Origin of the sequence: Microcoleus sp. N9_B4 (genome assembly GCF_036701635.1) — a bacterium.
Lineage (GTDB): Bacteria > Cyanobacteriota > Cyanobacteriia > Cyanobacteriales > Microcoleaceae > Microcoleus.
This window is the reverse complement of sequence record NZ_JAUBRC010000064.1, coordinates 1-13,589: the sequence shown is the minus strand read 5'-3', so window position 1 is coordinate 13,589 and position 13,589 is coordinate 1. Positions and strand designations below refer to the sequence as shown.

Below are 13,589 nucleotides of genomic sequence, written 5' to 3'. Positions count from 1 at the left end.
AACTTAAACTTAGGAGATATAATTATCATTATTATATTAACACTACTTTACCTGGAGTTTATGTGATTCAGATCGTGTATTTTGCGATCCCCAATCACACGGAACATACACTAAGTGAAAACGTGGCAGTGATCGTGGGTGTCAACAAACATCTTAAATGAATGTAATCTCGGTCTTGTTTGTGAGTTCCCAATGCTTGCGCTCCCTCCTAAAAAATGGGGGGGGTTGCAGCGAAAGCACTCCGCCTTACACAGGAGGATTGGAGCGGACGCACTCCCGCTTTTTAACGGCATTTGGGGCAGGGGTTCTCAATCGCTGACTACGGTAACTTCACAGATAGTAGTAATAGATTCCGGTTCAGGTAAAATACGCACGCGGGCGAATTTTAAACCGCTGACTCCTTGCAGTGATTCTACCATGCCGGTCTGAACTTTTGGCTCTACCCAACCTTCGCGAGACAAGTAGCGCAAGTATTGTTGGTACTCTTCCCATTCGTCTTCGGTTGAATAAACTACCGTTAACATTCCTGGCTGGGTAATTCGGTCTTGTGCGTCTTTGTCAACGGCTTTTTCGATCCGCTTTTTGACGAGTTCGTAGCGGATGTCGCGAGTGCCTTTGACATCAAACATTTTTTCGGTGTTTTCGTTGTGAAAAATGTCGATCGTGGTATTCTGCACTAAGACTAAATGTGCGAGTTCCATGTTGATTTGAGACTCGGCTTGCAGGCGAAAAACTGTGCGGCCGCAATCGCAAATAGCTCGCAGTTGTTCGTACCGTAAACTGTGCAGGTGAAACTGGCTGAATGTGGGGTCGATCGATTTTCCTGCATAAATCATGTGATCGATGCCGTCGGTGCATTCGATGTCGCAGTAGTGGGGCAAAATTTGCTGCATTTTTTCTTGCCAGCGGGCCCAGGTTTCTTGGAGTTTGGTGCTGATTAGGTTCAGCATTTGGTCGTAGCGGTTGCGATCGCTGTAAACGCAGTTGTGTTCGTTTTCACAGGCTGCTTGGTAAGCTTTAACGGCTGCCTGAACCTTGGGCCCACACTGCACAAAATAGTCAAAATATACTTCTAAATGCTCGTTTAAATACTCGGCGGCTCGCACCTCCATATCGACTGTTACTTTTTGTTTTAAATGCTGGATGTAGTCGAGCAAGTCGAGCCGCAGTTGCTCGCCGAGGTGAGTAGTTTGTGCTTCGCAAACGGCATCAGCTATGACTAAACCTAAGCGGAATTGTTCGAGCAAATCAGTTTGAATGGCTCGGTTTCTTTCGTCGCTAGAACCGCGAATGTCTGAAATTCCGTACAGCGGATGAACGTCAGCAAATACGATTGTTTCTGGAGGCAGTCCCCAACTTCGCCTTTCTGCTTCTTGCGCGAACCGCCACTCGACTGCGGGGTGGATGTTGTGAATGTGGGTAAACCGCTCCTGGATGGCTTGCCGCAGGGCTGCAATGAAGGCGGGAATGAGTTCTTGGGCGTGTTGAGCGTCAATGCCGTTGAAGTGGTTTGGCCGATCGCACAACAGCCCCACGACTCCCAAAATCCGCTGCCCGCACCCCTCACGGGTGACGGATTTGACTACCAGCGGCACCAGCAGCATTGATCGAGTTCCCATTCTCCGCAAAGTTCGATCGCACTCGGTTTCGCACTCCCTACGCAAGTCTGGCACGTTCCAAACTTGATTGGCTGCTGTGGCCTTCAAAAAGTGAGAAGCTTCTAGGGAGTGCATTGAATAAAGAATCGGCTGCAAATGTTGGCCGTCTTTTGCAACTAATAGCTGTACCTGATCGTCGTCGGGCCGCAGCAGCAAAGTGCCGTCAGCATTGAAGAGGGATCGCAAACACCGATCGATTCTCTCAAATTTGTCTGGCCGCAGCATAGAATCTCGATCGATCAATAACTGAGTCAGCCGCCGAATTTGCTCCTGTACTGTGACATCAAAACCTTCTAGCAGCAGCAAGCCTTCTACGCGGTAATTATCCAACTGCAATCGATCGGCTAAATTCTCCAGTTGATTCGGCTGCATCAGCCAAGCTTCCCGTTCTGCAACAGGCATTAATCTTAAAGAAACATCCGCAAATTCATCTATTTTTGAGTTAATTCGAGTAATTTTTAACTGTTCCGAACCCAGCCAAAACTCTATAAATCTAGGTTCTCGGTGTTTGGGGTTTTTTACACTCGCCGTGACAGGTTCTTCTAGCACCCGCAAACCGTCGATTTCAATTTGATAATATTGCTTAAATACCCAGTGCAAAAGGTGGCGGCGGTACAATTGTTCTGCTGTTTTGCCGTCCCCATCCTCGAATAGTTGCAGCAGAGTGATGTCGGTTTCTGCAAACAAACCGTTGGTAGATTGAGTTGCCAAGGACGTTTCCTCCCAACCGGCCAAGCGGCAAAATGCTGCGTTAGCGTACCGCAGGGCAAAAGTTCCCGGTTGCATTACTGCGATTAAAACGCGGCGGTCGCCGAGAAATTGAAACAATCGCTGTAAATCTTGTTTCCACGTTTTCAAGGGTTCAATTTCAGAAGATTGACTGGGTACTTGGCCCGCCAAAGCTTCCAGTAGCTGTTCTATACTTGGTTCGCTGGGCAGATTGCTACTGTCTGGCTTTGTTGGGACGATATCTGTCGCTGGCAGTGATTTTACGGAGTTGTTGTTTTGATGGGCAGACGATTTAGGAGTAGACATGAGTAAAACACCTGAAAGCAGTGGATTTTGCCAAAAAATGTCAGCGATCGGCGATTATGGCTTTGTAAAGACCTTAGATCCTGTTTGTAAAGTTTGTGTATGGGTATCGGAAACTGGGTTTTTTCTCGGACGATGGGCCCAGGGACTTTTACTTTTATTCACAAACAACCTCTCAGTCTCGACGTTATAGGTGATATTAACGTGTTTACAGCCTGGGGGGTAACACCCATTATAAGCGGTAGACTGTAGCGGATAGTGTCAGCAACTAATGCTATTTGACTCAGACGCGACATCTATAGCCGGTTTGAGTTGAATGAAGCACAGCCCTGGTAATTGGGAATTGGGAATTGGTAACTTATACGATCGCGTAGCCAAAGTATTGGTAGTTGTAATTGACTATAACAATCCTAAATGAGCCGTAAACTTTTTACTCACCCCAACCCTCCCCTTATCAAGGGGAGGGAGTAAGAAATTCACAAATGATTGAGGATTGCTATATAAACCAGCAGATTGCTTGTCATTAATTGAGGAAATAAAAGTTGCTACCAAAATCCAAACATCCTTGCTATTTGGCAAGGGAATAATTAAAATGTATAATACAGCTAACAGGATTTTTGAAAGGACAGAATTATGGCTTTAACGGTTAACAATCTCATCGGCGACCTGACGGGATTTCCTGTATTTGCTGGGGGCGGGCCACGTCTTTTGGCCTTCGCTACACCAGATGAGATTGACGTAGCGGATGGAAATTTGTCGTCTTTTCCTTGGGGAGTTTGGGGACTCGACGGCAACGATACTATAGGAGGTTCGTCGGATTCCAACGAACGTCTGTTAGGAAATAACGGCAATGATATTATCGGTGGTGGCGGCGGAAATGACATAATTTACGGTGGGAAAGATAACGATCGCCTGGATGGAAATGATGGCAACGACCTAGTTAGGGGCGACGCCGGAAATGATATTATCTTTGGAGGGTTCGGGAACGATATCCTCCGGGGAGGGCAAGGAGACGACGATTTAGACGGCAATGAGGGCAACGATTTCTTAGCGGGCGATCGGGGAGTTGACGTGCTCACGGGAGGATCGGGTGCTGACATATTCGTGCTCAGAAGCAACGATGAAGCATTTGGTATAAATGGAGCAGATGTCATTACCGATTTTAACTTTGACCAGGGCGATCGCATCGGTTTGACGGACGGTTTAACAGAACTAGACCTCCTCTTCACTGACGACAATCTGATCGGTTACGACAACGACGGAATTATTGATGATATGGTGGTTTTCAATCGAAGAGACGGACGGATTTTGGGGGTGATTTTAGATGCGGATAACTTTGAACTTGTCGGTGCATTTGAACAGGCAAGTCCTTTTGCTTTGGCAGTTAACGGTTCTCAATTCCAGTTTTTGGCTTAGTTATTTGTAGAGAATTAGACGGGCAATAGAGTTAGTTCTGGGTAGGGGACACGGCAGTGCCGTGTCCCTACAGATAGCGGGCAATTAATCTATACGCAACCCTACTTTACAAAAATTATATTAAAACAGTTCTCCCTTTAAATATTTTTTAGGCTAATCTAAAAGTAGAAATTCAAACTCTGGGAAAGTATATATGACCATTGCCACTCACCCCAGATTAACTGCACTCCCGGAACAGCGGTTGATTTTGCCGCTATCAATGACTTGGGAACAGTTCAAAGCTTTGGATTTCTTGCTAGAGTACACTCGCAGTGTTCGCTTGTCTTACCTCGACGGATATGTGGAAATTATGACACGTTCGTCGAAGCATGAAATCATTAAATATCTGATGGCAGGAATGCTAGGTCAGTTTTTTTTAGAAAAAGATATTAGTTTTAGACCGACGGGTAGCGCTACACTCCAAGGGGAAGCAAAAGGCAGCAGTAAGGAACCAGATTTATCTTACTACTTTGGCGAAGACCGGCGGCAGCGAGAAACACCCGATTTGGCGATCGAAGTTGTTTTCACTAGCGGAACTATCAACAAGCTGGAATACTACCGCAGATTTAACGTAGCGGAAGTTTGGTTTTGGGAAGACGGAGTATTTTCGATTTACCAACTGAACTCGGAGGGTTACGATCGCGTTTATCGGAGTATGCTGTTGCCAGATTTGGATCTAGAATTGCTGGGAAAATGCCTGCAAATGTCCGAAGAAAAAGAAGCTTTGAAAGTGTTTCGGGATGCAGTTCAAGCTGGTTAACCTAGAAGATATACAAGTAAAATATGGCCTAGTAATGCCGGCAATGGCGGAAATATACGAAATGTACGAAATGTCATAAAAATCGAAATCATCTGAAAACATCAGGGTTTCGGCTTTTCAGAAATTTTATTTTAATCTATACTATTCGGAGTATAAAAAATCTTACTCTTCAGCAATCACCTATGAATAGGGATTATTCGCGCTTAGATTCCCTTGCCAGCATCCTAGCAGGAACAGTAACGGTAGCAGGAATAGTTGTTTTTGCAGCAGCAGCACCAGTTTTCGCAAAAAATCCCCAAGAAATTGCCAAATTAGCGATTTCTGCCACCGTTCAAATTAATGGAACAACTGGTCTAGGTACAGGATTTATTATTGCTAAACAAGGTACAACCTACACTGTCCTGACAGCTAACCATGTTGTTGATGATACTAAAGCTACCTATACGATTCGCAGTCATAGGGGAAAAGACTATCCAGTAACCCGTAGTGTATTATTGCAGAAAGGCCAGAATGCTCCAGATTTAGCAGTCGTAACATTTAACAGTACGGAATCTTATCCTGTTATAACTTTAGGCGATTCCGAACAAGCGACAGTTGGAACAGAAATTTTTGTGTTTGGTTATCCCGGTATTCCCGCTAGCAGACAATACCAACCAGATCGCAATTTTGAGTTTGTACCGGGTTATGTTACCAGCCGTCTCCCGAATCATCCCCAAGGTTATACTTTGCGTTACAATGCTGTCACGAAAGGGGGAATGAGCGGAGGGCCTGTATTTGATGGGGAAGGGCGTGTTGTTGGAATTCACGGAGAAGGCGATCGCGATTACGATCGTGTCACAGACGGAAAAGTTATGACAGGTTTAGCGTTTACTAAAACCGGCTTTAATTCTGCGATTCCTATTAACACTTTTATAGCTAAATTGTCGGATGCAGGTTTAAATCGTTCTGCTATTTTGGTGAATACTTCAACCGCCGCTAATGCACCTCTGAAACTGAACAATCCGCAAGATGCTAAGACTTATTACGTTCGAGGCTTAACTCGGTTTGACAAGGGAGATTTGTCAGGGGCTGTTGCCGATTTTAACCAAGCAATTCAAACTCAATCCGATTATTCTGAAGCTTATTTCTATCGAGCCCTCGCTTATTTCGATTTGAGACAAATGCCCAAGAGTATCGCTGATTATAGCAAGGCGATCGCCCTAAATGCCGGTTATGTTGACGCTTACTACAATCGGGGGCTGGTTTTGTCAGCAATGGGAGACAAACCGGGGGCGATCGCAGATTATACTCAAGTCATCCGCTTGGATAGAAACTTTGCAGCGGCTTACAACAACCGAGGATTAGCACTTTCGGACTTGGGCGATCAAAAAGGAGCGATCGACGATTTCAATCAAGCCCTGCAAATCAATCCCGGTCGCGCTAACACTTATTTTAACAGAGGATTAGCGATGTTTCGCATCAATAACGATCGCTCTGCCTTAGCTGATTACACTCAAGCAATTCAACTCAATCCCAGTTATGCTAAGGCTTTTGCTAACCGAGGAATTACGTTGGTGAGAATGGGAGATAGACAAGGGGCGATCGCAGATTTGCAGCAAGCGGCTCGTTTATTTAGGGCTCAAGGAATGAATGCAGATGCTCAAAAAGCATTAGATTTGATTGGTCAATTGCAAAAATAGCCAATTGCAAAAATTGCAAAAATAGCCCCGCCGAATGGAATTCGGGGCTACACAAACAAAGTCCGCCTACGCGGACTGAAAATCTATTTAATTCTTCAGTCCGCGTAGGCGGACTTCGTGTGACAAGAAGCGGTTTCAACCGCCGAATCCGAGCCGATTATTACATCCTTCCCCTAAAATCTCACCGTCACCAAAATCACCCGCCGAGGCTGATCTTCCGCTTCAATAGTATACTCAACACGCCCAAAACCTCTCGGCCCCGGTTCAACTAAATCGTAGCGAGATGTCACCGTACCTGCGGCTGTATCGTATTGAGCAAAAACAGCACCGGGATTCCTCCCCGCAGACGCATCGGCATCCCCTCCCCAAGAACCCCAATCATCCAATCGCGATCGCGTTGGCAATACAGAAGCCGCGATTTCTGCAGGTGTTAATCTTTGGTCTGCTAAGACTTGTTGAGCGTTATGAATAGCGCACATTGTCGGCCCGGAAATTTTGGCATCGCTATATTGATCTTCCCACTTTTGTACAAACCCAAAACCAACATTCGGGCCGACTCGATCCTGTCTTTGCCGCCCCCACAGCCGACTGGTATCTGATGCAAAATTAGAACCGCTGCCAGTTACCGCTAATTCGGTTCTTTTGCTAGTAAAATTGCGGTTAACAAATTCTTTGTCTGCGGTGCGAATGGCGTTAGCGGCCGCTGGTTCTATTTTACTGCTAACATTATTATTGCCTTGTACGATTGGTGAGAGAACGCCGGGGATGGGCTGTGCTCCACAATATTTTTGAATACCGTTGAAAACGCGATCGGCTGATAAGGCACTAATCGGAAATTCTAGGGCATAAGCTTCGGCAGGTTTTGGGAAGAAAATGCCGGATGTTGCGGAAGCAGCAAAAGAAGCGCCACCCCAGATAACGATCCGATTAAATTGACGGCGGCTGATACTCATAATTTATCTACTCCCTGGAGAGCTTGCCCCCGGCTCAATTTGAAATTTGAAGAAGTGGTACATTCTTCTGTTACAATTTTTAGCTGTGGAACAAGAGATATCAAGAGATAAACTTTTACCATTACTAATATCTACCAGCATTGTATTGATCCTCCCAGGCTTTCCCACCTGAGAAGCTACTTGATTTCCATCTACATAAACTTCTATTTTGGGTGGTAAAATTTCACTTTGATCGTCAACTCCATACTCTAATCGGAGAGAAGCACGACCGCCTGGAAGTTTACAAGTCCAACCGGCCTCGCGTACACTCATAATACTGGTGTATAGTTGTCTGCCTATGGAAATGTCTGTAGGCCGCCTGTACAAATAAGCTAACCCACCCACACCACTAATTGAGATTGTACCCCGTGTAATAAGACATTGCAGGTCAAGTATATGGATTGGCCGCTGGGCCTGCGCCACCTGTGCGCCAACAGTCGCTAAACTAAAAGACAACACCCCAGCCGAGAACAAACCGCTGAGCCACCGCACTCGCTTCATATAAATATCCTGCTAATACCTTAATCAATTAATATAAAGGATGAGCTGTGTAGGAAAAGTCCTGACTTTAGATAGATGACAAAATCCAAAATGTCACGATTGTACGAAATGTCAGGTATAATGAATGGCGTAGTGCTCCCGCTTCTCCCTAATCTATGGATATTGCCGAAGTTTTGACACTGGCAGATGAGCTAATTTTTGCTAAGACGGGAAAGCATTTAGATTACGTGCAAGAAGCTATTTTGCGGGGAACTTTACAAGACATAACTTACACGCAAATTGCTCAAGAAGTTTACTCAAGTCCAAGTCATGTCAGAAATGTCGGTTCACAACTTTGGAAACTACTTTCTAAGGCATTGAAAAAAAATATTACTAAAAACAATTTTAGGACTGTATTAGAAAAGGCAAGTTTTTATAATTATCAATTGGCTATTGTTGAAAATGTAACAGGCGAGAATATAACTGTTAATCATAACGTTAACATTTGTCATGAAAAAGCCCGATCGCCCAAAACACCTCAAAACCCCCAACCAATAGCAAAACAGCCCCGCATCGACTTAGACGACGCACCAGAAATCTCGACATTTTACGATCGCACATCCGAACTCACCACCCTCAAACAATGGATTTTGGAAAACCGCACCCGTCTCATCAGCATCTTAGGATTAAGCGGAAGTGGCAAAAGTGCGATTGCCCTGCAACTAATCCAACACATTCAATATGAATTTGACTGCATCATCTGGCGAAGCCTCCGCGACGCGCCACCCCTCCAAACACTCCAAACCGACTTAATTCAATTCCTATCGCAGCAGCAAGAAACTAACCCCCCCAACCCCCCCTTATCAAGGGGGGGCGAAGATATTCAACCTCCGTCTCCCCCCCTTAGCAAGGGGGGGTTGGGGGGGGTAATCAACTATTTGCGATCGCACCGCTGTCTCATCATCCTCGATGATGTGCAAACAATTTTCAGCAGCCAACAACTAGCAGGAAACTACAAACAAGGCTATGAAAACTATGGCACTTTCTTCAAACAAATAGCAGAATCATGCCACAACAGTTGCTTAGTTTTGATTAGTTGGGAAAAACCCAGAGAAATTGCAGCATTAGAAAGCCACCCGAAAAATTGTCAAACATTGCAACTCAATGGTTTAGGCGAAGCAGCGCGAGAAATATTCACAGAAAAAGGCATAGCCGAATCTGAAAAATGGTCAGAATTGATAGACCTTTACCGAGGAAATCCCTTGTGGTTAAATACAGTAGCTGCTGCTATTCAAGACTTGTTTAGCGGCAATATTTATGAATTTTTATCCTATGATAGCCTAGTTTTAGGAGACTTAGAATATTTATTGCACCAACATTTTCAGCGCTTGTCAGACTCCGAAAAACAAGTAATGTCCTGGTTGACCAATCAAAACAAAGCAGTCGAAATATCCCAAAAACCAGCCCTTCTGGAATTATCCCCTTCAGACTTCCTCAAAGCCGTCGAATCCTTGAGACGGAGGTTATTAATCGAAAAAGTCCAAAAAGGCGATCGCGCCATCTTCACAGTCCAACCGGCGATCGCAGAATACATAAAAACCAACATCAAATAACTTCAAAACATCCAACTATAAAAACCATCGCCCTTCTAGATAAAAGAGCGATTGCCTGTTTTTTTGGGAAGTGATATCGCTTCAAATCAATAATCAAGCAAACAGCAAGTTTTCTACTAGAGTTTTAGGTTCTGGGAGAGATTTACCATCTACCTGATATTCTTCAACTAAAAGCTCTAATACCTCTACTCCATTCTGCAAAGCTTCTTCGTAGGTATCTCCATGAGTGTGGAACTGCTGAGATGGAAAATCAGGTAAGTGAACTAGGTAGCAGTTATCTTCATCCGACCATTGAATAACAATTATATAAGGTAATTTCATGATTCAGGTTCCTCTTCTTCAATTGCTTTCAATATTCCAATTTTTCGATTAACTTCTCTCTCTAAATACAGTTTCGCATCATCGCCATCATTTCCAGCAATAGTAATTGGTTCATTAGGTAGTAAAGGATGAACCCATCTTGTATGGCTGCCTTTTGCCGAACGATAAGTAAACCCAGCTTTTAGTAGCAGGCTTTTGAGTTCTCGAATCTTTTTGGGCATAAGCAGACATTAAAATTGTGGCAAGGTGACGGAAATACTTTAATCCTATTCCAGAAAGTAGGGTTTGTCAAAACGTACCCTACTACATGAATTTGAAGTAGTTTCAGCATCAATCCGCGTTCCTCAGCGGTTAGAAAATAAAAACATTCAACTTTCAGCAAAACCCCAATCCAAAAACTCCCATTTAGCCTAAAATTAAAAATACTGACTAGCCTAAATTGCCCTATGTTTGAAGCCCTTGCCGATCGACTCGAATCCACCTGGAAAAAACTGCGCGGACAAAATAAAATCTCCGAGTCCAACATCCAAGACGCGCTCAAAGAAGTCCGCCGCGCCCTCCTGGAAGCCGATGTCAACCTCCAAGTCGTCAAAAACTTCATCGGAGAGGTAGCGGCAAAAGCACAAGGCGCAGAAGTCGTCTCAGGCGTCCGTCCCGACCAACAATTCATTAAAATCGTCCACGACGAACTCGTGCGCGTCATGGGGGAAACCAACGTACCCCTCGCCACCGCCGAATCCGGGCCCACAGTCATCCTGATGGCAGGTTTGCAAGGAACCGGTAAAACCACAGCTACCGCCAAACTAGCGCTGCACCTCCGCAAACAAAATCGTACCGCACTGCTAGTCGCAACCGACATTTATCGACCAGCCGCGATCGACCAATTGCTAACCCTCGGCAAACAAATCGACGTACCCGTATTTGAATTAGGCAAAGACATTGACCCCGTAGAAATTGCCCGCCAAGGCATCGAACACGGCAAACAAATCGGCATCGATACCATCATCGTCGATACAGCAGGCCGCCTGCAAATCGACCAAGACATGATGGCAGAATTGGGCCGCATCAAACAAACAGTACAACCCCACGAAACGCTGTTAGTTGTTGATGCCATGACCGGCCAAGAAGCAGCAAATTTAACCCGCACCTTTCACGAACAAATCGGCATTACCGGCGCAATCTTAACCAAATTAGACGGCGACAGCCGCGGCGGTGCAGCCTTATCCGTGCGGCAAATATCCGGCGCGCCGATTAAATTTGTTGGCGTCGGCGAAAAAGTGGAAGCTTTGCAACCATTTTATCCCGATCGCATGGCATCGAGAATACTAGGCATGGGCGATGTCTTGACGCTAGTAGAAAGAGCGCAAGAAGAATTTGACATCGCCGACGCCGAGAAAATGCAAGAGAAAATGCTCACGGCAAAGTTTGACTTTACCGACTTTCTCAAACAAACCAGACTGTTAAAAAACATGGGTTCCCTCGGCGGCATCATGAAAATGATTCCGGGGATGAACAAACTCTCAGACGAACAAATGCGGCAGGGAGAAGTGCAGCTAAAACGCACCGAAGCCATGATTAATTCGATGACAGTTGAAGAACGCCGCAATCCCGAACTTTTAGCAAGTTCTCCATCCCGTCGTCGCCGCATCGGCAAAGGCGCCGGCTACGCTGAAAACGACGTAACTAAGCTGGTGAGCGATTTCCAGAAAATGCGTACAATGATGCAGCAAATGAGTCAAGGCAACTTTACAGGAATGGGAGGATTGCCGGGAATGCCGGGAATGCCGGGAATGGGTGGCCCCGGAATGCAGCCCGGTTCCCGCGGCTATATGGGTGCCCAGCAGAAGAAGAAAAAGAAAAAAGATAAGCCAAAAAAAGGTTTCGGACAGTTGTAAAAATTAGGGGCGGGTTTCACCAACAATAATGGCCTAAAACCGATAATATCGTAAACCCGCCCCCAGAGATAGATTGCACCATTGTAAAAAATTTGTAGGGCGGGTTTCACCAACAATAATGGCCTAAAACCGATAATATCGTAAACCCGCCGCCACCCAGACCAAGATTCCTTTATTAGTATTGGTGGAATATGTAAGTAATATCAAACTTTGACTCTTTTCTTGTTTCCAGTTTATACGTGAAAAAGCCTGTAATTAAACCCACATTCCGCACCCCCAACTGGCACATATGCTGGTTGAGGCAGGGTGGGTTTATTGTCGTAACAATAAATTAAGGAATTGGACTATTTGCTAATGCAATCGCGAAGGATTTAACTGGTTTGTCACGAGCACAAAAACCGAAAAGCAACTCGCTAAGTTTTTCAAGTTGGTTAGCCATAAATCTTAAAGCTTGTGGAAGAGTATTCGTACCAATTATCCTAGCTAAAGAGACTAAAAACTGCCTAACCATTGCCCAGTTAGCAGGTGCATTACCACCACGATGAATACAGTTATCCTCATTTAAAGTCACGTCTTTAACCCAATGGAGGCGATTTTCAATCAACCAGTGTCCTTGAATAGCCTCAGCAAATTGATTTGCCGACCAATCCAAACTACTTAAATAATAGTGTGATTCGTGAAAATCTACCAATCGGCGGCGATTTTTTTTGCCTTGCCATCGACTGCCCATTCTCTCGATCGCAATTATGTGTTTAGCCAGGGCGAACGAATCTAAATTTTATGTTAACAGAATCTAGTATATTGGAGAAGAATTATTGAGTAACTACAAAACATTTAATTAGGGTTTACCTGTATGAAACTCCAACCTAAAATCACCCTCGCCGACCATTTTGCCGACTTAGAATATCCAAGAATTGAGCGGAAGAAACATCATCAATTAATTGTGGTTCTTCCTTACTTGGTATGCTAAATCAATAGCTAAATCAGTCAAAAAAATGGAAAAAATATGTCAAAATATCAATCAAGTCCTTGTCAGGCTTGACATTGGGGCTAGTTTAATTGTTAACTATCAATATTCACTCTTGGTTTTTGAGAGCTAATTACAGTCATTAACACAAAAAAGGGTACTAAAGTTATAACAGAACTCAGGAGTTAGATACACAAAGAAAGCGCTAAATCAGGCAAGTAATAGATTTAAATAACACCTCAAAATTGTCCAAAAAAGCAGCAGAATATCAAGAAATATTAGAGGTAATAAACGATAGTAAATATTATTTATCAAAGGATAAAGAAATTAAATAAAAAGCAAACTATCAAATTAATAGAGGTTAAAAAAGTGTGTCCAAATCTTGCAGAGATGCCTAAACTAAAAGAAAAATCCCGACAAATATTTGAAAACAAAAAAACAAATTGGTTGAGGGCATTGTTGAGAATTGGTATCTGGCAGAAAAGAGCTCAACAATATTTTCCAGATGCCGTGAAGACTATTACTAATTGGTTTGACGAGATAATTGCTTACTTTGATAATAGGACAACAAGTGGTATTGTTGAAGGTGTTAACAACAAGCTTAAGTTAATAAAACGTTCTGCCTATGGCTTTAGGAATTTTGAAAACTACAAAAATAGATGGGGTGCATCTCACTTTTGCGAATATGTCAAAAAAGGGTTAAAATGAAAAAGCTAGTAAAATCGTTAAATAAAAAT

Annotated in this window: 11 protein-coding genes; 6 read left to right on the top strand and 5 right to left on the bottom strand. The window is 44.1% G+C overall.

Annotated features, from left to right (window positions below; translation table 11 throughout):
* Positions 1–308 precede the first annotated feature (308 nt).
* Positions 309–2,693: a GAF domain-containing protein gene (locus tag QUA43_RS27665; protein WP_333378508.1), complete on the bottom strand. Its 2,385-nt coding sequence runs from the start codon at positions 2,691–2,693 to the stop codon at positions 309–311.
* Positions 2,694–3,323: 630 nt separating this feature from the next.
* On the opposite strand from QUA43_RS27665, the gene QUA43_RS27660 reads away from it, so the two are divergent.
* From QUA43_RS27660 to QUA43_RS27650, 3 genes are all read left to right on the top strand, one after another.
* Complete coding sequence (locus tag QUA43_RS27660; RefSeq protein WP_333378505.1) at positions 3,324–4,106, top strand: calcium-binding protein; 783 nt, start codon at positions 3,324–3,326, stop codon at positions 4,104–4,106.
* 193 nt (positions 4,107–4,299) lie between these two features.
* The gene (locus QUA43_RS27655; RefSeq protein ID WP_333378503.1) at positions 4,300–4,905 is read left to right on the top strand and encodes a Uma2 family endonuclease; all 606 of its coding nucleotides are present in this window, start codon (positions 4,300–4,302) and stop codon (positions 4,903–4,905) included.
* 182 nt (positions 4,906–5,087) lie between these two features.
* Positions 5,088–6,584 (top strand): tetratricopeptide repeat-containing serine protease family protein, encoded by a 1,497-nt coding sequence (locus tag QUA43_RS27650; RefSeq protein ID WP_333378500.1) that lies wholly within the window; start codon positions 5,088–5,090, stop codon positions 6,582–6,584.
* A gap of 173 nt (positions 6,585–6,757) precedes the next feature.
* On the opposite strand, the gene QUA43_RS27645 is transcribed toward QUA43_RS27650, so the two are convergent.
* On the bottom strand, positions 6,758–7,537 hold the full coding sequence (locus QUA43_RS27645; protein ID WP_333378497.1) for a Tat pathway signal protein: 780 nt from the start codon (positions 7,535–7,537) through the stop codon (positions 6,758–6,760).
* A gap of 695 nt (positions 7,538–8,232) precedes the next feature.
* Between QUA43_RS27645 and QUA43_RS27640 the strand changes: the two genes are divergently transcribed.
* Positions 8,233–9,669, top strand: coding sequence for an NB-ARC domain-containing protein (locus QUA43_RS27640; protein WP_333378494.1), 1,437 nt, complete (start codon positions 8,233–8,235; stop codon positions 9,667–9,669).
* Positions 9,670–9,762: 93 nt separating this feature from the next.
* Here QUA43_RS27640 and QUA43_RS27635 read toward each other — a convergent pair whose 3' ends face one another.
* Both QUA43_RS27635 and QUA43_RS27630 read right to left on the bottom strand, forming a co-directional pair.
* Positions 9,763–9,990, bottom strand: coding sequence for a type II toxin-antitoxin system HicB family antitoxin (locus tag QUA43_RS27635; RefSeq protein WP_333378491.1), 228 nt, complete (start codon positions 9,988–9,990; stop codon positions 9,763–9,765).
* Entirely contained in the window at positions 9,987–10,211 is a 225-nt protein-coding gene (locus QUA43_RS27630; RefSeq protein ID WP_333208346.1) for a type II toxin-antitoxin system HicA family toxin, read from the bottom strand. Before QUA43_RS27630 ends, QUA43_RS27635 begins: the two co-directional genes overlap by 4 nt.
* Positions 10,212–10,436: 225 nt before the next feature.
* On the opposite strand from QUA43_RS27630, the gene ffh reads away from it, so the two are divergent.
* Complete coding sequence (gene ffh, locus QUA43_RS27625; RefSeq protein WP_333309173.1) at positions 10,437–11,885, top strand: signal recognition particle protein; 1,449 nt, start codon at positions 10,437–10,439, stop codon at positions 11,883–11,885.
* 331 nt (positions 11,886–12,216) lie between these two features.
* Here ffh and QUA43_RS27620 read toward each other — a convergent pair whose 3' ends face one another.
* Positions 12,217–12,630, bottom strand: a complete 414-nt coding sequence (locus QUA43_RS27620; RefSeq protein ID WP_333378537.1) for an ISAs1 family transposase — start codon at positions 12,628–12,630, stop codon at positions 12,217–12,219.
* Positions 12,631–13,146: 516 nt separating this feature from the next.
* Here QUA43_RS27620 and QUA43_RS27615 point away from each other — a divergent pair.
* Complete coding sequence (locus QUA43_RS27615) at positions 13,147–13,560, top strand: transposase (RefSeq protein WP_333378534.1); 414 nt, start codon at positions 13,147–13,149, stop codon at positions 13,558–13,560.
* The last annotated feature ends 29 nt before the right edge of the window (positions 13,561–13,589 follow it).

Bases quoted from the DNA above. Each gene is read 5' to 3' on its own strand.
- ffh (WP_333309173.1), top strand. From the start codon at position 10,437: ATGTTTGAAGCCCTTGCCGATCGACTCGAATCCACCTGGAAAAAACTG.
- QUA43_RS27655 (WP_333378503.1), top strand. From the start codon at position 4,300: ATGACCATTGCCACTCACCCCAGATTAACTGCACTCCCGGAACAGCGG.
- QUA43_RS27660 (WP_333378505.1), top strand. From the start codon at position 3,324: ATGGCTTTAACGGTTAACAATCTCATCGGCGACCTGACGGGATTTCCT.
- QUA43_RS27645 (WP_333378497.1), bottom strand. From the start codon at position 7,537: ATGAGTATCAGCCGCCGTCAATTTAATCGGATCGTTATCTGGGGTGGC.
- QUA43_RS27665 (WP_333378508.1), bottom strand. From the start codon at position 2,693: ATGTCTACTCCTAAATCGTCTGCCCATCAAAACAACAACTCCGTAAAA.
- QUA43_RS27630 (WP_333208346.1), bottom strand. From the start codon at position 10,211: ATGCCCAAAAAGATTCGAGAACTCAAAAGCCTGCTACTAAAAGCTGGG.
- QUA43_RS27635 (WP_333378491.1), bottom strand. From the start codon at position 9,990: ATGAAATTACCTTATATAATTGTTATTCAATGGTCGGATGAAGATAAC.
- QUA43_RS27650 (WP_333378500.1), top strand. From the start codon at position 5,088: ATGAATAGGGATTATTCGCGCTTAGATTCCCTTGCCAGCATCCTAGCA.
- QUA43_RS27640 (WP_333378494.1), top strand. From the start codon at position 8,233: ATGGATATTGCCGAAGTTTTGACACTGGCAGATGAGCTAATTTTTGCT.